16 protein-coding genes and 5 pseudogenes are annotated in these 22,774 nt (G+C 66.7%); 15 read left to right on the top strand and 6 right to left on the bottom strand.

All coding sequences use genetic code 11. The features are described from left to right. Nucleotides 1-141: 141 nt before the first annotated feature. Complete coding sequence (locus OG734_RS00095) at nucleotides 142-1,407, bottom strand: phospholipase D-like domain-containing protein (protein WP_330285393.1); 1,266 nt, start codon at nucleotides 1,405-1,407, stop codon at nucleotides 142-144. 258 nt (nucleotides 1,408-1,665) lie between these two features. On the opposite strand from OG734_RS00095, the gene OG734_RS00090 reads away from it, so the two are divergent. From OG734_RS00090 to OG734_RS47785, 14 genes and pseudogenes are all read left to right on the top strand, one after another. Continuing rightward, on the top strand, nucleotides 1,666-8,043 hold the full coding sequence (locus OG734_RS00090) for an RHS repeat-associated core domain-containing protein (RefSeq protein WP_330285392.1): 6,378 nt from the start codon (nucleotides 1,666-1,668) through the stop codon (nucleotides 8,041-8,043). Nucleotides 8,044-8,150: 107 nt separating this feature from the next. After that, on the top strand, nucleotides 8,151-9,098 hold the full coding sequence (locus OG734_RS00085) for a hypothetical protein (RefSeq protein WP_330285391.1): 948 nt from the start codon (nucleotides 8,151-8,153) through the stop codon (nucleotides 9,096-9,098). A gap of 425 nt (nucleotides 9,099-9,523) precedes the next feature. After that, nucleotides 9,524-10,359: pseudogene (locus tag OG734_RS00080) on the top strand (IS5 family transposase). Between the two features lie 152 nt (nucleotides 10,360-10,511). Then, nucleotides 10,512-10,715, top strand: coding sequence for a transposase family protein (locus OG734_RS00075; protein WP_330285390.1), 204 nt, complete (start codon nucleotides 10,512-10,514; stop codon nucleotides 10,713-10,715). 3 nt (nucleotides 10,716-10,718) lie between these two features. Continuing rightward, nucleotides 10,719-11,135: pseudogene (locus OG734_RS00070) on the top strand (transposase); the annotation flags it as partial. Beyond that, a pseudogene (locus OG734_RS00065) lies at nucleotides 11,018-11,419 on the top strand (hypothetical protein); the annotation flags it as partial. The pseudogenes OG734_RS00070 and OG734_RS00065, both read left to right, overlap by 118 nt. Nucleotides 11,420-11,449: 30 nt before the next feature. Then, on the top strand, nucleotides 11,450-11,599 hold the full coding sequence (locus tag OG734_RS00060; RefSeq protein WP_330285389.1) for a hypothetical protein: 150 nt from the start codon (nucleotides 11,450-11,452) through the stop codon (nucleotides 11,597-11,599). A 21-nt stretch (nucleotides 11,600-11,620) separates the two neighbouring features. Then, entirely contained in the window at nucleotides 11,621-11,941 is a 321-nt protein-coding gene (locus OG734_RS00055; RefSeq protein ID WP_330285388.1) for an MmyB family transcriptional regulator, read from the top strand. 233 nt (nucleotides 11,942-12,174) lie between these two features. After that, the gene (locus tag OG734_RS00050) at nucleotides 12,175-12,360 is read left to right on the top strand and encodes a hypothetical protein (protein ID WP_330285387.1); all 186 of its coding nucleotides are present in this window, start codon (nucleotides 12,175-12,177) and stop codon (nucleotides 12,358-12,360) included. A gap of 87 nt (nucleotides 12,361-12,447) precedes the next feature. Next, the gene (locus OG734_RS00045; protein WP_330285386.1) at nucleotides 12,448-13,473 is read left to right on the top strand and encodes a hypothetical protein; all 1,026 of its coding nucleotides are present in this window, start codon (nucleotides 12,448-12,450) and stop codon (nucleotides 13,471-13,473) included. 377 nt (nucleotides 13,474-13,850) lie between these two features. Beyond that, nucleotides 13,851-14,396, top strand: coding sequence for an AAA family ATPase (locus OG734_RS00040; protein WP_330285385.1), 546 nt, complete (start codon nucleotides 13,851-13,853; stop codon nucleotides 14,394-14,396). Nucleotides 14,397-14,463: 67 nt separating this feature from the next. Next, a pseudogene (locus OG734_RS47795) lies at nucleotides 14,464-14,820 on the top strand (transposase); the annotation flags it as partial. 34 nt (nucleotides 14,821-14,854) lie between these two features. Further along, the gene (locus OG734_RS47790) at nucleotides 14,855-15,274 is read left to right on the top strand and encodes a transposase (RefSeq protein WP_443064810.1); all 420 of its coding nucleotides are present in this window, start codon (nucleotides 14,855-14,857) and stop codon (nucleotides 15,272-15,274) included. Continuing rightward, a complete protein-coding gene (locus tag OG734_RS47785) occupies nucleotides 15,226-15,732 on the top strand; it encodes a transposase (RefSeq protein WP_443065052.1) in 507 nt (168 codons plus the stop codon). The genes OG734_RS47790 and OG734_RS47785 overlap by 49 nt, the downstream gene beginning before the upstream one ends. A 99-nt stretch (nucleotides 15,733-15,831) precedes the next feature. Here the strand turns inward: OG734_RS47785 and cdgB are convergent, their stop codons facing one another. The 5 genes and pseudogenes from cdgB to OG734_RS00010 all read right to left on the bottom strand — a co-directional run bounded on the left by cdgB (nucleotide 15,832) and on the right by OG734_RS00010 (nucleotide 21,657). Next, nucleotides 15,832-17,394, bottom strand: coding sequence for a diguanylate cyclase CdgB (gene cdgB / locus OG734_RS00030; RefSeq protein WP_443065051.1), 1,563 nt, complete (start codon nucleotides 17,392-17,394; stop codon nucleotides 15,832-15,834). Between the two features lie 102 nt (nucleotides 17,395-17,496). Further along, nucleotides 17,497-18,156: pseudogene (locus OG734_RS00025) on the bottom strand (caspase family protein); the annotation flags it as partial. Between the two features lie 9 nt (nucleotides 18,157-18,165). Next, nucleotides 18,166-18,510, bottom strand: coding sequence for an effector-associated constant component EACC1 (locus tag OG734_RS00020; protein WP_330285384.1), 345 nt, complete (start codon nucleotides 18,508-18,510; stop codon nucleotides 18,166-18,168). Nucleotides 18,511-18,601: 91 nt separating this feature from the next. Further along, a complete protein-coding gene (locus OG734_RS00015) occupies nucleotides 18,602-21,277 on the bottom strand; it encodes a DEAD/DEAH box helicase (protein ID WP_330285383.1) in 2,676 nt (891 codons plus the stop codon). An 11-nt stretch (nucleotides 21,278-21,288) separates the two neighbouring features. Continuing rightward, nucleotides 21,289-21,657, bottom strand: coding sequence for a hypothetical protein (locus OG734_RS00010; RefSeq protein WP_330285382.1), 369 nt, complete (start codon nucleotides 21,655-21,657; stop codon nucleotides 21,289-21,291). 416 nt (nucleotides 21,658-22,073) lie between these two features. Between OG734_RS00010 and OG734_RS00005 the strand changes: the two genes are divergently transcribed. Further along, entirely contained in the window at nucleotides 22,074-22,484 is a 411-nt protein-coding gene (locus tag OG734_RS00005) for a hypothetical protein (RefSeq protein WP_330285381.1), read from the top strand. Nucleotides 22,485-22,774: the final 290 nt, after the last annotated feature.

Raw genomic sequence — 22,774 nt, 5'->3', positions numbered from 1 at the left:
ATGATCCTTTGAAGGTCTCCGAGTAGGCCCGCGTTCACAGCGCGGGTCGGGAAGGCACGCCCCCCGTGCTCAGCGTAGTCACCGATGACGGCGCCACCCAGTCCGGCACTTTGATCGCGGCCTGACCGGGCCACCCTGTGATCAGGTCTCGGGCGTGCTGATGATCCCCTTGCAGGCGTTCGTGTTGTCGGCGGTGCCGGGCACGGCGGCGGCCTTCACCGCGTTGAAGTCCGTGACGTAGGCGTCGTGGTCGGCGTCGACGTCGACCTTGAGGAGCGCCTCGTCGTTCTTGGTGAGGGCAGGGCCGGTGTAGTTGTGGCTGCCGGTCCACAGGACCTTCTGCCCCGTCGCGCCGTCGTACTTGCCCTCGATCAGCAGGTACTTGGAGTGGATGATGCGCGAGGCGGTGGCCGGGTCGTTGTCGTCGTCCCAGTTGTAGCAGCGCAGCGTGGGGCCGCCCGAGGCGTGCAGGGTCTCCCAAGTGCCGCTGGAGGAACCGCTGTCGGTCTGTGAATAGACGATGTCGACCGTGCAGCCGGCGGTCTTGAGCGCGACCAGCTTCTGCGCCACCGGGAGCCGGGTGAGCTTGAACATCCCGACCCGCACCTTGGTGTGCTTGGTGGTGCCGTTTTCGGTGTAGGTGCAGGTCACGTTGTCGAGGACGCCGGTGATGGTGTCGCCCGGTGACGGATCGTCCGCCGGACGCGGGAAGAAGTAGGCCTTGTAGGGGCTGCTGGTGGTCGAGCTGTACTGCCAGTTGGCCCAGTCCTGGCCCACGAGTTTGCCGAAGTAGTTGCTGTACGCCGTGTAGATCGTCACGTTGTTCGGCAGGACGTAGGCGTCGTTCCAGAACCGGCTGTAGCTGGACGGCGTCAGGTTCGACGAGGTCTGCACCACGACGTCGTACGCTCCGTCGAGCTGTGAGAACAGCCAGAACTTGTTGTGGTTGATGGAGGCGCCCTGTGAAGGCTCACCCAGACATGACTTGTTGACGGGGCACAGTCCGACGAACGAGCTCTTCGTGAGGTCGGTGCCGAGCGCGGCCGTCAGGATCGGGTACGTCGGGTCGTCGACGTTGTCGCTGACGTCGCTCTCGTCCAGCATCAGCTGGATGTCGACGCCGCGGGCGCGGGCGTCCGCGATGGCCTGGGCCAGCTCCGTGTCCCAGAAGTGGTAGACCGAGGCCTTGATGGACGAGCCCGACGGTGACTGGTTGATGTAGTCGAGCAGTTGTGTACGTATCGCCTGCTGCTCGGCCACGGTGCCGGTCGGCTTGTTGAAGACCGGGCCCGCCGTGACGGCCGCGGACGCGCTGTCCGCCAGGCCGAGTTGCAGGCCCGCGACGAGCGAGACCGAGAAGAGAGCCGCGGCGAGACGGCTTGAACCATGGCGTGATGCTGAGCGCACCAGACCCCCCTGAGGCCGATCGAGCATATATCTGTCGAACGGATGTTGACAGAGAGGCGGGTGTGACTACCAGTTACACCCGCAGAATGCCTGGGAGTTGGGCGTGAGTTGGCCGTGAGATGACCATAAGATGACACTTGTCCCTTTTGATGAACTAGACATGACAGATGAGAAGTTCCTACCCTCGGCGAACATTTATTGATCTTCCTTTCGCGTGGGGGGGGTGGGAGCTTCGTGAGACGTCTGAGTTCTCGAAGCGTGGCTGCCCTGGTCAGCAAGGCATTGCTGGCCGGGCTTTTGTCGGTCGTGGCGTTCGCGCCCACGGCGGCGGTGGCGTTGCCGAGTGGCGACCAGCCGAGCGTGCCGAGCGGAAAAATGGACAGCCCGGTGCCGCAGGTGGCCGAGCCGTCCCAGACGAAACCGGCGAAGGTGACCTGGCCCAAGGCGGGCCGTGGCACCGTGGCGCTGGGATCCGCGCCGGTCAAGGCGGCCAAGGGATCGGTTGTGTCGGTCCGTACGGCCCGGCACTCCGCGAAGGCCAAGGGCGCGGCAGCGCGCCCCGCGCCCTCCAAGGTCGACGTCGAGGTGCTGGGGCGCGCGAAGGCCGAGGCCGCCGGCGGTCTGGGACTCGCGGTGCGGCTCGCGCGCCGGGACGGCGGGCGGGGGGCCGGGGCGGTGGAACTCTCCATCGACTACTCGGGCTTCGCCCACGCCTACGGCGGCGACTTCGCCTCCCGGCTGCGTCTGATCAGGCTGCCGGCCTGCGCGGCAACCAACCCGAAGGCGAAGGCCTGCCGAAGCGGCAGCTACGTACCCGCGAAGAACGACACGGACGGTCAGAAGCTGACGGCGACGGTCGAGGCCACGCCGCAGACCGAGACGTACTCCGGCATGGCGGCCCTCGCGGGGCCCTCCGTCTACGCGCTGACCACGGGTTCATCGTCCGACAAGGGCGACTACCGGGCGAGCACGCTGTCGCCCACGGGCAAGTGGGACGTGTCGATGGGCTCGGGCGCGTTCACCTACCAGGTGCCGATCGAGGTGCCCGAACCCCCGGTGGGTGAGGCCCCGGACCTTGCGCTGACCTACAACTCCCAGTCGGTGGACGGCCGTACGTCGGCCTCCAACAACCAGGCCTCTTGGGTGGGGATGGGCTGGGACCTGAACCTCGGCTACATCGAGCGCCGCTACAAGAACTGCACCCAGGACGGGCACCCGGCCTTCGGCGACCTGTGCTGGGATTCGCCGAACTCGTCGGCGGACCCGAACGGCGCCGTGTACGTCATCAACATCAACGGGATGACGACGCAGCTCATCCAGGACAACACCGGCACCGGCTCCTTCCACATGGAGGACGATCCCGGCTGGAAGGTGCAGAAGCTCAACGGCGGCTACGGCTCGGACAACACCGACGAGTTCTGGGTGATCACCCAGCAGGACGGCACCCGCTACTACTTCGGCTGGGGCCGCTCCGAGCGCTCGCTCGCCAGGACGAGCTCGGTACTGACCGTCCCCGTCGTCGGTGACGACGCGGGCGAGCCCTGCAACAGCTCGTACCCCAACCCCTGCAAGCAGGCCTGGCGTTGGAGCCTGGACCGGGTGGTGACACCGAACGAGGTCGAGAACTCCTACTTCTACGACAAGGAGCAGAACTACTACCGTTCGGTGGCCGCGGCCGACAAGGCCCGCTCCTACGACGCGGGCGCGTACCTGAGCCGGATCGAGTACGGCTGGTCCTCGCAGACCGCGGGCGCCCAGCTTCCTGCCAAGGTGGAGTTCCAGCACGTCAACCGCTGTGTCGAGCGGATGAACGAAAAGGACCCGCTGGACAGCACCCCACCGGACTGCCCGACCATCGACGGGTCCCCCTCGTCGTACCCGGACGTGCCGGTCGACCTCATCTGCGACGGCCCGGAGGACGGCGAGTCCTGCGCGGGAAAGACCTACTACCCCACGTTCTTCCAGCGCGGAATGCTCTGGGACATCAAGACGTACGTCCGCGACAACGACGCGGCGAGCTGGGACCTGGTCATGCAGTACCAGATGAAGTACGCGCTGATGAATCCCGAGGGGGCCATCGACGGCACGCTCTGGCTCGACTACATCCAGCGTCGCGGCTACGCGGGGGACGACGTCACCCTGCCGACCATCAACTTCAACGGTGTGTACCTGGACAACCAGGTCGGCGGCTCGTTGCTGAACTTCCGCCGGGTCAACAAGGTCTTCACCGACCTGGGCTCCAGTGTGGCCGTCACCTACGGGCACGCCTCCGACGGTGACGTCTCCCGGCAGTGCGACGCCGCCGACCTGCCCTCCCAGTCGACCAACGACTCCGAGTGCTTCTGGCAGAAGTGGACGCCGGAGGGCACGACGACCGAGCAGACCGGCTGGTTCAAGAAGTTCGTCGTGACGCAGATCGTGGTGGACCCCGGCGATCTCGGGGACGGCGATCCCGCGATGACCACGACGTACGAGTACGACGGCGCCCCGGGCTGGCGGTTCACGGCCGACCCGATCGCCAAGGACGAGGACGAGTCCTGGTCGGAGTGGCGCGGCTACGGCAAGGTGCTCGTCACCACCGGCGCCAACTCCAACAGGCACTCCACCTACAACTGGCTGTACCGGGGCCTGGACGGCGACCGCACCTCCAAGACGGACCCCTCGCAGACCCGGACGGTGAAGGTCACCGACTCCGAGGGCACCCAGTGGACCGACTCCGCGTGGCTGGCGGGCAAGCCGCTGGAGACCTCCACGCGCGACAGCGCGGACAAGTCGCAGGCGAGGGAGTGGCACGAGTACTGGATGCACAACACCGCCCAGTACACGGGCCTCCCGGACGCCCGCTTGGTGCGGGAGAGCAAGACGCGCACGCTGGAGAAGGTCTACGACTCCACCGACACGGACCTGTCGACCTGGCGCGAGCACATCGTCGAGAACGAGTACGACGACAGTGAGACGGCCTCCACCACCTTCGGCCTGCCGATGCGCGTGGACGACTGGGGCGAGACCGGCGTCTCCGACAACACGTGCACCGAGTTCGGGCGGGCCTACAACACCGACCAGCTCGACGCGACCGGCACCAAGCGGTGGATGGTGTACCAGGACGACGAACGCCACTACTCCGTCTCCTGCACCACCCAGGCCCAGGACCAGGCGGCCGGGCAGGACACCCTGCACCAGGACCAGAGGACCGTCACGCTCCTCGACGGCGCCACGACCCAGTCCGAGAACGACACCAAGCTGACCGACGGCAACGCCACCGAGGTCCGCACCTACACCGACGCCACCACCTACCGCACCACCAAGGGCAACTTCGACGACGCCGGGCGCCGGACCAAGACCTGGGACGGCAAGCAGAACCTGACAACCACCACCTACAACCCGAACACGTCCTGGCCGATCAACGGCATCACCACCACGACCCCGACCCCGAGCGGGGGAACGGCACTCACCTCGACCACGTACATCTCCCGGTTCTTCGGGGAACCGTGGAAGACCGTCGACGCCAACGGCAACATCAGCCGGGTCGTCTACGACGCGCTCGGCCGCACCATCCAGGTCTTCAAGCCGACCGAGTCCGCCAACTACCCCGACGGCACCCCGTCGATGAAGTTCTCCTACGCGGTCCCGGTCGCCACGTCCTCCACGGGTGTGCCCGACGTGGCGACCGGCGCGCCGGCGAAGGTGACCACCGAGATCCTCCAGTCCGGCACCACCTTCCTGAAATCGGTCGGCTACGTCGACGGCCTCGGCCGGGCGCGGGAGACACAGATGCCCGCGCCGTCGGGCACGGGCCGCACGGTCACCGTGACCCGCTACGACTCGTCGGGCAATGTCGCCGGCACGTCGGCGGAGTTCTACAACAGCCAGGCGGCCGGCTCCGGCATGGTCAATCCGGCCGTCTCCGACATCCCGGCCTACAACGACCTGCAGGTGGACTGGGCCGGGCGCACCACGCTGTCGCAGATCCTGGTCGGTAACGTCGCGCAGGCGGCGAACAGGACCGTGACCAGCTACGGCGGCGCGGACCTCACTACCGTCTTCCCGCCGGTGGGGGAGCCCAAGGACACCTATACCGATGTCGACGGCCAGACCGTCAAGGTGGTCGAGCACAACGGCTCGGAGTCCTACACCACGGAGTACGAGTACACGCGCAGCGGTGGTCTGAAGTATGTCCACGACGCGTTGGGCAACACCACCCACTACACCTACAACTGGGCGGGAGATCGTCTCAGGACCGAGGATCTCGACAGTGGCGTCAGCACGAACACGTACGACGCCAACGGCAGCGTCGAGACCGTCACGGACGGCACCACCGTCCTCACGCACACGTATGACCAGTTGAACCGCCAGAAGTCGGTCTCCTCGGGTTCCACGTTGCTGAGCGAGTGGAAGTGGGACACCGCCACCAACGGCAAGGGAATGCTGGCCTCGACCACCTCGTACGCGGGCGGCTACGGCTATGTGTCGACGGTGGGCGCCTATGACGCGCGCGGCCGGGCCACGTCCAAGACGACGGTCGTCCCCAACGACGGCAGCGGTTTCCAGGGCAGCTACACCTTCGGCTACCACTACGACGCCAACGACCAGACGACCTCGGTCGACTACCCGGCGGTCGGCGGACTGCCCGCGGAGTCCGTCACCACCCAGCGCTCGGCCTACGGCGACCCGACCAAGCTGTCCAGCGCACTGGCCACCTATGTGTCCGGGGTCGGGTACGACGACCTCGGCCGTACGATCTCCCGCTCGTACGGCACAGCGGGCACCGGCACCAGTGCGACCCGCACCTTCGCCTACGACGACGCCAACGGCACCGGCTGGCTGAAGAACGTCACCACCAACGCGCTCACCTCGGGCACCACCACCAAGGTTCAGGAGGACACCTACGCCCGCAACAGCGCGGGAACCGTCACCGCGCTGCGCGAGATCGTCGCGAACCAGCAGCAGTGCTACACCTACGACGGCCTCCAGCGGCTGAAGGGGGCCTGGACCACGGCAGCCACGAACTGCGGCACCACACCGCAGTCGGACTTCGCCGGTCCCGACGCCTACCAGCACCAGTACACCTACGACCGGCTCGGCAACATCCAGTCCGTCACCAAGGCCACGGCGACGGAGACGACGGTCAGGGACTACAAGTACCCGGGCTACAGCGCCGACGAGACGACCTACACGGCCGACCAGGCGCACCCGCACGCGGTCACGTCCGTCACCACGCCGTCGGGCACGGACATCTACGGCTACAACGACAAGGGCCAGCTGACCACGCGCACCGTCGGCGGAGTGAGCTCCACCCTGGACTGGGACCCGCAGCAACGGCTGACCAAGGTCACGCAGAAGAAGCAGACCGGCGACGAGGTGTCGACGTACGTCTACGACGTCGAGGGTAACGTCGTCATGCGCACCGCCAAGAACGAGAAGGTGCTGTACCTGGACGGCCAGGAACTGCATTCCACCACCGCCGGAACCAAGGCCAGCCGCTACTACGCGCTGGAGAAGACGGCGGTGGCCGTGCGCGTGGCGGACGGCACCGCCAACGGCACGCTCATCTGGCTGATGTCCGACACACAGAGCTCCACCCAGCTGATGGTGGCGCAGGCGACGGGCGCGGTCACCAGGCGGCGTTACCTGCCGTTCGGCGAACAGCGCGGCGCCACCGCACTGCCCTCGGCCACCGACCGGGGCTTCCTCGGCAAGTCCGAGGACGACTCCACCGGCCTCTCCCTCCTCGGGGCGAGGCTCTACGACCCGGGTCTGGGCCGCTTCCTGTCCCCCGACCCACTGGCGACGCCGTATCTGCCGCAGAGCCTCAACGGCTACAGCTACAGCGTCAACAACCCCATCGCGTACAGCGACCCGTCCGGACTGTTCTTCGACCTCCTGTTCGGCGGCAGCTTCTGGCGCACGCTGTGGAATTCCCGCCACAACGCGGCGGTGATGCTGAGAGCCATGGCGGTTCGCTTCTACGACCTCTCCCACGGCAACGGCCACGGGGCCGTGACCACGAGCCGCAAGGCGAATGCCATCAAGCACGGCTCGTACAACAGCATCAACATCAAGAAAGAATCCCTGAAGAAGACCGGGTACGCGGACCTCATCTACTGGACGGACAAGAAGGTCTACGTCTGGGAGATCAAGCACCAGCAATCGGCCAACTACAAGTCGTCGAGACCGTCGGCGGAATCCACCGGGCCCGCGCAGCTCAAGAACTACATCAAGTATCTGACCAAACAGCTGCGGGCGAAGGGGGACAAGAGGCAGGTCGTCGCCGGTTTCGCATTCCCGCTGGCGCAGTCGGCTCCCAGCATCAAGGGCGATGAACTCATCACCGTCCGCTCGTCGTCGAAAGCCGCGGGAATCGAGGTGTACACGTACACGAAGGTGAAGAAGATCGACAAACCCTCGCCGTCGCCGTTCCCGCAGCCGAATCCGACGACCGTCCCGGAAAGGGTGCCCCAGCCCGCGAATCCGTACCAGCCGGCACCAGGCGCGACGCAGCTCGCCCCGCTGCCGGGAGCGGAGACCAACAACGAGTGGGGCTGGGACTGGGGGACGGTGACGACGCCGGACACCAGCACCAGCGGGGCGCTCGCGACGGTGGCCTTCCTGACCGCGCTGTTCCTGAGCCCGGCTTGACGGCCCCGCACCACGATCGGCTGCTCAGGCCGCCGATCGTGGTGCAGTAGCCTGCGGTTGACGTCAGTGGGGTCCGGTGTGCGTCCGGAGGAGCGAAGGGGCGGGACATGGCGGTGGAGCGCGAGATCGGGCTGAACTCGAGTCTGCGTGCTGAGATCGATCTGCCCTGCCCCGAGGACGGCTCCGCCTATCGCGAGGTGGCCGAGGCATGGTTCACCGCGGCCCTGGCCGAACTCGCCGGGGCGCTGGGCGAGGAGTTCGGGTACGACCTGGACCTCTCCGCCCGCGCCTCGACCATTATCGGGGGAAACAGCACGTACGGACCTCCCGGGAGTTTCTGGGCCTCACTGCTCGTCACCCGGGCCTCCGGGCGTCAGGTCGAGACCTATTGGTCGCCGAAGAATTGGCGGACCTTCCTCCGGGACGTCGAGAAAATGCCGCCCGAGGCCAAGGTGCAGCTGGCCGTGGTGGGACCCGACGGATTTCCGGGTGAACCCTGGCTGGACGTCTCCGTCGTACGGGAGAGGGACGCCCCGGACTGGATCGCGCTCGTCGCGGACCGCACCACCGAGGAGTTCGGCGATCCCGGTACCAGAGCCGAGGCTCAGTCCCGCTGGATCGCGTTCCTCAGGTCACAGGCGCACGCCCACGAGACGGTGCTCTTCGGCGGAGTCGCGGACGACGCGGAACTCACCACCGGCCGCACCGCCCTGGAAGCCACACTCGGTCTCTTCCAGGACGACACCTTCGCGGAACTGGACTCGGTGCTGCGCGGATACGCGTGGATCACGGTCTGCTCCCCGGGCGTCGTGGAGGTGCTGGGCGGCATCGACCGCCTCCGGGACGCCGACGCCTTCTTCGCCGTGGAACCGCTGGCCCGCGGCGGCGCGCTGCTGCGGGCGACGGAGCACATCTGGGAGTACGGGCCCGCCGCGGTCGACGCGGTCTTCCGCGCGCTGGCGCCCGCGCTGCCGCCGGGCGAGGCCTCACCGGCCATCTCCTCCGACACCATTCGACTCGCCTTCGAGGACGCGTCCCGGGTGGGGCGCTCCTGACTGCGAGGCGGCCCGGACTGCAGGGCCGCCGACTGCTGGGGTTGCGCGGCGTCACGGCTCTCCCGAGACCCGGGGATTGCCGACGCCTCAAGACGGCCACACTGGTGGTGACGTGGCTGCTGGGGCGGTTGCCGCCCTGGCGGGTGTTGATCCTCTCGCGATGCCCGAACCGCTTGGCCTGGTTCATCAGCAGCACCCGTGCCAGACCTGCTGGCCGGAACAGCAACCGTGACGTCCTCGCCGGGCAGATGCCCTGTAGGAACAGCGACGCCGCGCCCAGGGCTCCGTCAAGTTCCCCGGATGCACTGATGGTTGACGATCAGGGCCGGTAGAGGCGGGTAGCAGTGCAGGCACGGGGGTTCGTGATCATTGTGGTGACTAAGAGGTCCTAACAGAAGTTGTTGATCATGTGACTTTCGGTCTGGGTGCTCGTTGGTCTGGTCGTGGGGAAACGACAGTCGCGGCCTTGGATCGTGTCGGATGAACTGTGGTCGCTCATCGAGCCGTTACTGCCCGGGCCGGGTCCGAAGCTGGTGGAGGGCCGCCCGCGGGTCCCGGACCGGCAGGCGATGTGCGGGATCCTGTTCGTGCTGCATACCGGCATCCAGTGGGAGTACCTGCCCCAGGAGCTGGGCTTCGGTTCCGGCATGACGTGCTGGCGGCGCCTGGCCGCGTGGAACGAGGCCGGAGTGTGGGACGAACTGCACCTGGTGCTGCTAAAGAAGCTGCGGACCGCGGGGAAGCTGGACTGGTCGCGGGCGGTGATCGACTCCTCCCACGTACGGGCCGCTCGGCGCGGCCCAAAAGCGGGCCCAGCCCGGTCGACCGCGCACGGCCGGGCAGCAAGCACCACGTCCTCACCGACGGCCAGGGCATCCCGCTCGCGGTGTCGCTGACCGGCGGCAACCGCAACGACGTCACCCAACTCCTGCCCCTGCTGGACAAGGTTCCGGCCGTGGCCGGACTCGTCGGCAGGCCCAGACGCCGGCCTGACGCGCTCCTCGCGGACCGCGGCTACGACCACGACAAGTACCGCCGCCTGCTCTGGGCTCGCGGCATCCGCCCGGTCATCGCCGAACGAGGCCAGCCACACGGCTCCGGCCTCGGGGTATTCCGTTACGTGGTCGAGCGCACCATCGCCTGGCTGCACGGCTTCCGCCGCCTGCGCATCCGATGGGAGCGACGCGACGACATCCACGAAGCGTTCCTCGGCCTCGCCACCTGCCTGATCACCCACCGCCACGTCCAACGCCTTTGTTAGGACCTCTAAGCCAGATGATCACGAGGACGCCCCGTGCCTGCCGTTGCATCTTCCCCTGTCCCTGCCGTGCTGGGTCCGCTGGATGCGGACCTGCGCCCCTACCTCGCATCGGTGCCCGATCCGCGTTCACGCCGGGCCGCTGGTACTCACTGGTGTCGGTCCTGCTGGTGTGTGCCTGCGCGGCCGTGTCCGGCGCGAAGAGTCTTGACGAGATCGCCGAGTTCGCCGAGCGGGCCACGAACACCCTGCTGGCAACCCTCGGGATCCGCCGTCACCTGCTCGGCTGGCGGCGCAGCCCGAAGCCGGTCACCATCGGACGCGTCCTCATGGCGCTCGACGGTGACGCCTTGGACTAGGCCGTGGGCGCCTACCTCGCTGACCAGCACCGCAAGTCCGCGTGCGCGGATACGCCGACGGCCCGACGGCGGCGGGTCATCGCCGTGGACGGCAAGGCGCTGAAGGGCTCGGCCCGCCTCGATGCGCCGCGCCGGCACCTGCTCGCGGCGGTCACGCACCACCCCGTCGCCACACTCGCACAGGTCGAGGTCGGCGCGAAGACCAACGAGACGCGGCACTTCAAGCCCCTGCTGGCACCGCTCCACCTCGCTGACGCTGTGGTCACCTTCGATGCCCTGCACTCGGTGAAGGCCAACATCACCTGGCTGGTCGAGACGAAGAAGGCCCACTACATCGCGGTCATCAAGACCAACCAGCCCACCGCGTACGCCCAGCTCGCCGCCCTGCCCTGGACATCGATCACCGTCCAGCACACGGCCTCCCGCACCGCCCACGGACGGCGCGAGTCCCGGTCGATCAAGACCTGTTCCATCGCCGACAGCCTCGGCGGGATCGCTTCCCGCACGTCCGCCTCGCCATTCGCGTCCACCGTCGCCGCAAGCCCACCGGCAAGCCCGAGAGCCGCGAGAGCGTCTACGCCGTCACCAGCCTGGACATCCACCAGACCAGCCCCGCCGACCTCGCCGCCGCCATTCGCGAACACTGGGGAATCGAAAATTCCTCCCACTACATCCGAGATGTCACCTTCGCCGAGGACGCCTCGACCGTCCACGCCGGCAACGCGCCCCGCGCCATGGCTACCTTCCGCAACCTCGCCATCGGCACCCTGAAGCTCCTCGGAGCCGACAACATCGCCAAGACCACCCGCGCCATCCGCCACGAACCCGAACGAGCACTCGCCATCCTGGGCATCACCAACAACCCCGACACTCCCGGAACTTGATCAAGCCCTGCCTGCGTGGCCATGCTCCGCAGGGAAGCCGGACGCAATCCCCAGGACCAGCGCATGGCGCATCTCGTCGGTGAACTGTCCCTGGCGGACGACGACTTCCGCCGCTGGTGGGGCGACCACCACATCGCCAGCCGCACCAGGGGAAGCAAATCGCTGCGCCACCCGATCGCGGGCGACCTCACCCTCGACTGGGATGCCCTGACCTGCGCCGGCGACCCCGAACAGCAACTCGTCGTCTGGACCGCCGAACCCGACACCCTCTCCCACGACGCCCTGCGCCTCCTCGCCTCCTGGACCGCAACCACAACCGACCACTCCGTGGCCGACCGGTAGGACGTGACCGGGGAGCGTGGACAACGGACAACTCCAAACCCTGTCCATAACTTGGGCTCTGCCGCCCAGCCAGGCCGCAGCTCGGGCACGGACACGGGAATGGTCAGCATGGGTTCCGGCGGCGTCCAGGTCACAGCCGATCCTTTCCACCGTGCGCTCCGGTGCTGTCCTTTTGCTGCCGAGTCCCGCTAAGGGGTGAAGGCGGGAGGATCCCGCCGGATGGGAGTACCGCTGTGATCGTCCGACTCGTGGGCGGCCCGCTCGGTGGCCGTGAGTTGTCGACCACCCCGGACCCGTGGGCCGGAGGCTGGCTCACGGCCGGTGACGCGGACTGGGGCTTGTATGTCCCCGTGCACCGCGACCTGGTGACCGGCGTCGTCCTGGCGGAGGTCCGGGTCACCATCCCGCGTCGGCGGTAGTCACCGACCGCTCCACGCGGGGCTGACATAGCCGGGGACGGCAAAAATGCCTGATGAGCGCGCATGGAAGCGTGGGATCATGTAGCCATGGCTGAAAATAAGGAGCCTGACGAGCCCGAGGACATGGATCAGGCGGAGGACCAGGAGCCTGACGAGCCCGAGGACGCGGGCCAGGCGGAGCTGGTTGATCTTTCGCGCTTTTATGCGTCGGCGCTCAAGCCGTTGCACGGCTATTTTCAGAGCCAAAACGCGTGGATCAGCAAGATGATCGCTGATTCCCCTGCGCTGAGGATGCGCCCGGTTCTTCCTCGGATCGTGGTTGATTCTTCGCTGATCCGGATGACCGCCTTCACGGAGAACCTCGGCAGGCAGATGGCGGACCTGACGGGCTTCAACGACATGGTCCGGAAGGCGTTGGAGCCGCTGGCCGCGACCTACCGGCCACCCCAGTGGCACAGTGTCTTCGCCTCCCTCGGTGACGTCATCGACAGGCTCTACCCGGAGAACTTGCGCGAGGTCAGGCCCGATCTGGATGACCTGGAAGAGCTCCTGGTTGAAGAGGGCATCCCCCTTATGTGGGTGCCCAGGCCTCAGACGGTGCGTGCCCTGCTGGATGCGCCGGATGCGGCCGCCCGGCGCCGAATCATCGGCCGACGCTGGACGGGCATCGTCAACGACTGCGAGGCGGTGCTCGAAGAGGTCACGCACCCGGACGTGCAGGATGCCCGCGACTTCGCCCTCGATGTCGTCCATGCCCTACGAGCCGGCCACACCAGCGCGGCTCAGGCATTGGCCGCCAACCTGCTCGACTCCCTTCTCCAGCGCCATTTCGACAAAGACTTCCGCATCGAGCTCACGAAGAACGACTTCAAGACCACGGGCGTCAAGTTCAAGTTTGAGGACCACAAGTTCAAGGTCGCCTGTACCTTCGCCCCGGTCTGGTACGCGCACGCCAAGTACCACGCCAAGAACGGCGACCCCATCCCGCGTACCTTCGGTCGCCATCCCAGCGCACACGGCGTCTCTCGGACCCAGTACTCGCGTATCAACACGGTGTACGCCCTCATGCTGGTCACCTCAGTGATCAAGTTCTTCGACACGGAACTGCCGTGACAGCACGAAGCCCCGGGCGATAACGCCCGGGGCCACTCAGTGCACTTCGCTTGACCGCCCGGTTCAACGACCAACCGCGGCCGGTGTCACGCCCACTCCATGCCCAGTTCCCGCAGTGCGTCGAGCTGCTCCTGGGTGAGCCTGTCCCGCCTAGAACGGACATTCGATGTCCATACGCCTAGCTTGATCACTATCGGCTCTGTCTCGCCGTCGACGGCTGTGAATGGGTGCGGTGATGGCATTGAATGGGTGTCAGCAAGGATGGGACGACTGTCCCTGCTCACGTTGCGCAGCGGTAATGATCATGGCTGTCACCGGGTGACCAAGCTGCTGCCGTCGGGTGCCGATCGCGAGGATGGCGACTCGCCGCCGGTAGCGTGACCGTCGTGACGGTGGGCACCGAAGAAACCCGGTTGGTCGTGCTGCGCGGCAACAGCGCGTCGGGGAAGTCGTCCGTCGCAGCCGGCATCCGCGACCGCTTCGGCCGCGGCCTGGCTGTTGTCGGCCAGGACAACCTGCGCCGGATCGTCCTGCGTGAGCGGGATCGGCCGGGCGCCGCGAACATCGGCCTGATCGGCCTGATCGCCCGCTACGCCTTGGACGCCGGATACCACGTAGTGGTCGAAGGGATTCTGTACGCCGACCACTATGGCGACATGCTCGCCCGACTGTTCGCTGATCACCGTGGCCCAACCCACCTCTACTACCTGCACGTACCGTTCGAGCAGACCCTCGCCCGCCACGCCGCCAAACCGATCGCGAACGAGGTCAGCGAGCCGCAGCTGCGGGACTGGTACCGGGAGCTCGATCTCCTGTCCGGAGGCACCGAGACCGTCATCGGCGACGACAGCACCCTGAAGGAGACCATCGACCGCATCATGCTCGACACCGGCCTGGCCGACCTTCCCGCACTCGATCGTTGAGCGTCCCTGTCCTAGTAGGACTCCGTTAGGTCTGTCTCGCGGTCCTGTTTGGGGGCATGTTGGCAGTGTGGACGCACATGAAGTGAACCGTGCTCGGGCGACGTTGGCGTTATTCGTGGCTGACGTGTTCTCGTCGGTGCCGCGCAAGGATCAGCGGGCGAAGGGCGACTGCTATCTGCGGGGACTGATGCTGGACGGACGGCGGAAGTCGATCCAGCCGATGGCCCAGCGGCTGCCGGACGGCAACGAGCAGAACCTGCAGCAGTTCGTGAACCAGTCGACCTGGGATCCGGTGCCGGTTAGGCGGCGGATTGCGGAGCGGATGGTGCCGAGAATTGGCCCGGATGCCTGGGCGGTCGATGACGTGTCGTTCCCCAAGGACGGGAAGATGTCGGTGGCGGTCGCGCACCAGTTGCGGGGCGCTGGGCAAACAGGCCAACTGCCAGGTCGCGGTAAGCGTGCACGCGGTCTCCGACACCGCTTCCTGTCCGCTGCAGTGGCGGTTGTTCGTGCCGCAGGAGTGGGCGGACGATGCCGTGCGGCGGCAGAAGACCGGGATACCGCAGGAGGCCGGGCACCGGGAGAAATGGCGCCTGGCCCTGGACATCCTCGACGAGCTGGCCGGGTGGGGGCTGGTGCCGCCGGTGGTGGTGGCCGACGCCGGCTACGGGCAGAACGCCGACTTCCGCGACGGCCTGAACGGCAGGGGCATCGGCTATGTCGTGGCGGTCCGTTCGGACGTGACGGTCCACCCGCACGACGTGCGGCCCACCGCCCCGGCCTGGTCCGGGAACGGCCGCAGGCCCGCTACCGCGACAAGCCGTCCTCGGTGGCCGCGCTGGCGGCCTGCCATGGGCGGCAGGCGTTCACCGAGGTGACCTGGCGTGAAGGCTCACGCGGGCCGATGCGCTCGCGCTTTCTGGCACTGCGGGTGCGGCCGGCAGGGGTCCGGGCCCGCCGTCTGGCCCAGGCCGCCGCCACTGCAGAGCACAGCCGCTGGGACGGCGTCCTGCCCGAGGTGACGCTGCTGGTCGAATGGCCCGAGGACGCCGAAGCACCCACCGGCTACTGGCTGTCCAACCTGCCCGCCACCACCGCGCCGGCCGAACTGGTCCGCCTGGCCAAGATCCGCTGGCGCATCGAGCATGACTACCGGGAGCTCAAGCACGGCCTCGGCCTGGACCACTTCGAGGGACGTTCCTGGACCGGCTGGCATCACCACGTCACCCTGGTCACCGCCGCACACGCGTTCCTCACCGAACAGCACCTGGCCCCAAAAGCCGATACAGCGGACTCACCCTCTACCAGACCCTCGACGCCATCCAGGACCTGCTGAACTGCTGGACCGGCACCTGCACCACCTGCCACCGCCCCCTGCCCAGAACATCCACCACCAGCCCAAACCCAAGAGCCAGAGCAACCTAACGGAGTCCTACTAGGTTGTCCCTCTTTTTGTGTGCCGTGAACGCTTGGCGTTGTCCATCTGCAGGTCTGCAGCGTGCAGCGTCTCCTCTGCTGTTCTGCCGCATTGGGCCCAGCTGATGGAGATATTGACTCCAACTCGCATGGCGCGGCCGTCGATCCGGATCGGTTGAATGATGTCGTTCCGCAGCCGCTGGGTGAGGCCGTCAGCCTCAGCCTTGCTGCGCTGATCGGCGAGGATAACGAACTGGTCGCCGCGGAGCCGGGCTACGGTATCGCCGTCCCATACTCCCTGGCTGAGCCGGCGGGCGACTTCAACCAACACGGTGTCACCCGCGTTGTGCCCGAAGCGGTCGTTGATCGACTTGAAGCCGTCGAGGTCGCAGAAGAGGACCGCGAGCCCCTTAGCGCTGTCGCTCTCGGGGGCGATGACGTGCACGTGGTGTCGGGAGGCGTCGAACATGTTGGCGCTGTCCGAAGGGGAATTCCAGGTGTGGTCGTTGTAAGGGGGGCCAGCGAGGTTCGGGGAGTCAGGGATTCTCGGCTGCGAGGGCTGACAGAGACGGGAGGAGAGGCGGGAGCGCAGCTCGACGGAGTTCGCCAGATCAGTGAGGGAGTCGTGGGAGGCGCGGTGGGCGAGTTGGAGTTCGCGGCGCTTGCGCTCCTCGATGTCCTCGACGTGGGTGAGAAGGAAGCGCGGGCCGTCGGCGGCGTCGGCAATGACGGAGTTGCGAAGGGAAACCCATATATAGGTGCCGTCGCGGCGTCCGAGGCGCAGCTCAGCGCGGCCGCCCTCGGCGGAGGTGCGCAGCATGGTGCCTATGTCCTCAGGATGGACGAGGTCGGAGAAGGAGTAGCGGCGCATCGCGGAGGCGGGGCGGCCCAGCAGCCGGCACAAGGCGTCGTTCGTCCGGAGAATATGACCGTGCTGGTCGCCGCCCATCTCGGCGATGGCCATGCCTGAGGGGGCATACTCGAAAGCCTGCCGGAATGATTCCTCGCTGGCACGGATTGCCTGTTGCTCGCGTTCCAGCCGGATAAGGGCGCGTTGCATGTTAGCCCTGAGTCGACTGCTGTGGATGGCGATGGCGGCTTGGAAGGCGTACGACTGCAGGGTCTTGCGCTGCTCGAGACCCGGCAAGCGGTTGTTGCGCGGTCGGTCCACGCAGATCACACCGAGCAATTCAGCGGACGAGCCACCCTTGACGCTGGGTACGTACATAGGAGCGAAGAGCCGGTCGGCAGGGTGCCACTCTCCTTCGTAGCGAGGCAAGGGGCCCTCGATCGACCAGTGAGGGATGGCGCAAAGGGCCTCGATTTCGGCGTGGGATACGAAACGTAGATCCCCCCACGCTTCTCCGGCGGCGAGTAGATTTTCCCAGATGTCGCGTGAGCCGACACGGCCGTTGATGTCAGCCTCGACAGCGGTGTTTCCTGCATACGCTGCGACGACGAGGTCGCCGTCCGGGCGGACAAGGTTGACGGACGCCCGCTCGTACCCCAGGCCGGTGACTATGCCGTCAGGGACAGCTTGCAGAGTATCGGCCAGAGAGTTCGCCTGGTGGAGAGCCTGGATGGCGTCTTGGAGTGAATTTGTGTCATCTAATGTGTAAGCGGCATTTCGAGCGAAGGCGGTCCGCCCAACCTGGTTCCGGCTCAGCGACTGTGGTTCAGGATGTCCCTGACGTCGGAGAATTGACTGCATGCCCCGGAAAACAGTATCCACGTCGAGCAGTTCGGGTGCATCAGCGATGCCGTCCGTCAACACACGCACCAAAGCACTAGTGAAAGCCGTATACGCCTCACCTGGAGGAGCCAGAGCGAACGCATTTTCAGCTGCGGCCGCAAGCACGTAGGTTCCCTCGGCCTCGGCTAGTTGCACCATGCTCGCAGAGCCGGCGGACTGCACTCCCATGGCTCGCGCACTGAAGCAGCAGTCAAGAACAACGATGCAGCGCTGGGCGGGACTAGCCGCCAGTCCCATGCGTACCCAGTCGTACGGAAAGGCTGTGGAATGAACAGCCCGCGGATCACTGTCAGACATCGCCAGGTGCAGACGACCCTTTAGATCGAGCAAGCCATGCCCTGCGTAGTACAGCAGAAAGGTGTCCGAGGCTAACCGTGCTGAACGAAAGATTGCTTCATCTACCTCCCTCATCGAGGACGGATTGAGTAACTGCTCACAACGAGGAGATCCCAAGCCCCATACGTCGTCGGCGAATAGATCCACCAACGTGGACAGGTTTCGCTTCACAGCTGGCAGGATCTCGAGCGATGTGAACTCATCTACACCGATGAACAGTGCACTGGACTGCTGAGGAACAGGAAGCGCGCCCATGCTTCAGTTTCAGTCCTCGCTGAGCAGTTGTTCCACCATGCGCTGCGTCTCGCTCGCTGACGCACCGCTGATCGTTACCGTGCGGCCGTCCGGACGCTCTAGCGTCACGGTTGGCCGCTGCGGTCGGGTAGAGCGCCACGAGGCGACCGATATTCCAAGCGAAGCCGCACTAAAGCCGCTACCGAGCACGAGCGAAACCAGATCGAGGACCGTTCCCTGCGCGCCAGCGACAGGATTCTCGGACGAGAGCATCTCAATCTGTGAGCTACGGCGGAGAGCACGGTCCGCCTCAAACCAGTCGTGCAGCGAGCGGGTTTCCTCCTCAACGCTGTCGTCATGGATCCGTAGTGTCACTCGCACGACTGTCCCCCCAGTTCTCGGCGTCCGGAGCAGTCAGCATAGAGCCGAAAGACAGAGGTCCCAGCTGATCTATGACGGTCTGGCCCTATGCCCACTCCATGCCCAGTTCCCGCAGTGCGTCGAGCTGCTCCTGGGTGAGCCTGTCCCGCCTAGAACGGACATTCGATGTCCATACACCTAGCTTGATCACTATCGGCTCTGTCTCGCCGTCGACGGCGATCTCTTCAGCGTGGCCGCGGGGTACAGGCCGGTGGGCGCCTTCCCTCTCGACCCACTGCGCGAGGGCTGCCAGGCCGCACTGGAACGCCTGCTGCGCCTTGCCCGGACCCTTCGTCGCCCGCGTAGCCGCAGGGACCGGAGACGGCGCCTGGACGGGCTGTACGCCCAGCTTGGTCAGCCGCTTCTGCTGCTCGGTCGACAGCTGCGCCCAAGTACCCGGCTGGGACTGCCGCTGGAGCCACCGACCGATGTCATCGCCGTCCATCAGCACGCCGGGCTGGATTTCGGGCAGGGCGCCGTCGGCGTCGACCAGGTCGGAGAGGACGCGGTAGTGGCGTTGCCAGTCGAGCGGCCACGGGCAGTCCCAGTCGGGGTCGATCGCCGTCAGCTGCTGTGCGCGTTCTGCCGCCCGCTCCGGGTCCTTCCCGAGGCCGCCCTTGCGCCGGAGGTTGGCGGCATGCTGCCCGATGGGCACCATCGCGTCGCCCTCGTCCCACACCTGGTCCTGACGCGGAGCAAGGTGCCCGGTGGCCCGCCGGTAGGACCGCAGCGCGGAGATTTTGAACTCCCACGCTTCCTCGCCCGGCTCCCACACCATCCCGGCCTCCGGGGCGTCCAGGAGCTCCTTGCGCCGCGGCTCCAGCTCCCCGGCCCTCAGGGATTTCCGCTGTTGATGGACCCATCGCCCAAGCGGAAATGCCTTCGTGACCCCGACTTCGACCTCTACGTCGTAGGGAACGGCGTAGAGCCCGGTGATCTCGTTCTCTGCCCGCCAGCGGATGAGGGCCTGGTATCCCTCCAACCAGACGAGGCTGTCCGGCCGGTAGACGCGGGTGCGCAGGAACGCGGCGATGGTCGCCGCGTCCCGGGGAGCGCTGAAGTGGAGCAGGGCCGATTCGGCGGCGGCCTGGGTGTCGTGGTGCGCCTGGTCCTCGCCGTCACCCTCCCCGCCGGCGCCGACGATCCGGCCTTCCTCATCCCGCTGCACGTGGGCCTTGTGCTGCTCCCTGACCCGGCTGAGGGCGCGGGAGGCGAGCTGCTCAACGAGTCGGTCATCATGACTGCGGAGCCCTTGGAGGATCGCGACAAGGGGGCGGAAACTGGCGCTGGCGACCATGTCGGTGGGGTCCTCGTTCGGCTCCAGGAAGATCGGCACGATGATCCTGGCCACCTTGGTGGAGCCATCGCGGTTCAAGCGGAGCGCGCGGCCGATGTTCTGGACGATCTCGACTTGGGAGCCGCGGGTGTCGGCGAAGCAGATGGCCTCGACTCCGCGTTCGCCGGTGATGTCGACGCCTTCTCCGAGGACCCGCACGGAGGCGAGGAACGCGCGGTGTACGCGCCGGTTGTTGGCGTCGATGCCGTTGGCGAACTGCCGCAGCGCCTCCCGCCGTTCGGCCACCGTGTGGTCGCCGCACAGCCACGCCGACCACACCCGGTCCGGCGGGACGTGGCGGCCGGCCTCCAGGCCGTAGAACTCCGCGTCGATCGACGACGCGGGCAGTTCCCTCTCCGCCTTCACCATGGTCTCGTCATCGGCGTCCGTGACGTACAACTCTGCGACCGTCTCCGGCAGCTTCTCCGCGAACGCCGCCGCCTCCTCCACTTTCTGATGGAAGGTCATGACGGTGCGCAGGTTCCACCTTGCGGCGTGCTCCAGGAGGGCGGTCTGCAGTAGTGCCAGGCGCCGGCCTCGCTGTGCCTCCTCTGATTCCCCGAGGGCGGGGGAGGGGTCGCGGATCTCCAGGACGTCGATCTCGAACCCGGCGAGGATTTCGCGTTCGATTGCTTCCGAGAGCCCGAGCTCGGCGAGCCAAGACCCGTACGTGCCGTCCGGGTCGTCGGTCATGCTCGCGATCTCCAGCTCCTGGCCGTCCGCGCCTTTCTGTGGTCGGGGTGAGGCGAGGATGCGTGGGGTGGCGGTGAGGTAGAGCCGGAAGTCGGCGGGGATGCGGGTGTTGTCGTGGATCGCGGCCCATGGCCTGCCAAGATCGCCAGCGGTTGAGTGGGCTTCGTCCACGATGGCGAGCCAAAAACCGTCCATTTGCTGTCCGTACAGGCGCTCTCCGCCCGCCAGGGCGGCCTCCAGCGGCCCGCGTACCTTGGCCCGGCCCGTCACATCCTCGGGATCCTCGCGGTCCACGAGAGAGGCGTACGTGGCGAACACGACCACGGGCCCCGTCCCTGCCCACAGGGCGAGTTGGATCGGGTTGGTGGTGGTGCGCACCCCCAGCTCGTTCAGCACCGGGTCGTTCTCGAGCGAGCACACCGCGACCATGGGGGAGCGGTGGCCCACCAGGCGCCACGCCTGGGCGGTCTGCACGAGCAGGTCCAGAGTCGGCACGGTCACGAGGATGCGCCCGCAGGGAAAGCACTCCAGCGCGCACGAGGCGGCGGTGATCGTCTTGCCCGATCCGGTCGCGGACACGATCGTGCCCCGTGCTCCCTGAGGGGGCACAGACGATCTTGCAGGAAATCCTACCCACTTACGGAATTTCGACTTCTGGTCGACCTGGTGTTCCCTGAGCGTAATCGCCCTCATGCCGAGTCCCGTCACCCGTCGATGCTGTTCACGTCGAAATTCTCTGCACGGAGGTCCGCCGGTAGGTGAGCGCGGTACCTCTCTTGGAAGCAGATGAGCCTTTCCCTCTCTTCCGGGAAGCCCGTGAGAAGCTCGAAGGCGTACGCGGCCGCGTCTAGTGCACGCCCCGAGCCGATCTCCTCGTACAACACCCACACGCGCCCGCGGACGGCCCTCCGGCAGGCCTCCGCGATGTCGTCCTGCTCGCCGTAACACAGCGCGCACAAGACCTGGATGAGGCTGCGCCTCCAGACGAGCGGCACCAGCGGGTCAGCCAGAGCGGCAGACACCATGGAGGCGGTGGCCACGGCCGGTGCCATCAGGTTGGACTGGATGTACACGTGATTGTCCGCCCACCTTTCCCCTACTCGCTCAGGTGGCGCCCCGCTCAACGAGGCAAGGAAATCTCGGGGGACGTGACCGGCGGCCCGCATGCAGCCACACTCCATTCCGTCCCAGTTGTGACGTGAGATCTCCGCCGATACAACCTGCCCGACCAAGGTGCCCCGCCAATCAACAAGAACCTAGGAGAAGGTGTGCCATAATTTTTCCAATCCTACATGCTGCATCAATTCAAGAGGCAGCAGTCGGTCAACATCCGCACTACATCGCGAAGGGCAGCTGCTCCACACCACGCAGTGCCTGAGAACGTCACGGGGTGGCTGCCGTTGTCGTGAGTTCGCATACTCATGCACGAAGGCCCGCCCCCGTATCAGAATGACCATGTCATGACAGGCAATCAGGAGAGGCAGGCGTAATGAGCGCGAGGAAGACCGCCACTGCGGCGATGCTGGCGGCCTTAGCCATGGTGGGCGTAGTGGCTACGCCCACCATGGCGGCCGATGGTCTTCTCCCTCACCCGGGACCGGAAGGGCTGGTGTGGGTTGAAGAGATGACCGGTGATGGGGGAGTCGCATCCGGCGGGGCATGGGAGGGACTGCCGACCGTGCTCACCGTGGCATGCGAAGGCGGGGGCAGTGTGGGGGTGACGATGGAGTCACAGCAGAGACGAGTGGCCGAGTTCACGGTGGACTGCCCCGCCGGCACTGCGGGGAGGGGTTCGGTGACCATGAATGCAGGCGTCGTACAGGCAGGATCCTTCACCATAGGAGTCGACGCTTCAGACGAGAACATCCGCTGGGCCCTGGCAGTCACTCAGCCCGAGTAAGAGGCAACCCACCCCTCCTTGCCGCCCGGGCCGTAGGCCCATTGGCCGATCCCGCACAGCGGGGCTGGCCGTGTTGGCGCGCAGCGCCACAGGGTGGCTGAAGCGCAGCGGAGGCCACCAAGCGGGGACGTACCCCCGCAGCTCCGGGAGCACAGCGGACGGAGCGTCACCCGCCTTGCGCAGCAAGGCGGGTGAGCGGGACGCGCAGCGTCCCGCCAACGCTCCCGCGGAGCGGAGCGCAACACCGCGCAGCGGGGGTGTTCGCTTGCACATCGCGCAGCGATGTGGTA

Source organism: Streptomyces sp. NBC_00576 (genome assembly GCF_036345175.1).
GTDB lineage: Bacteria > Actinomycetota > Actinomycetes > Streptomycetales > Streptomycetaceae > Streptomyces.
The sequence above is the reverse complement of the archived record's forward strand: the minus strand, read 5'-3'. Positions and strand labels throughout refer to the sequence as shown.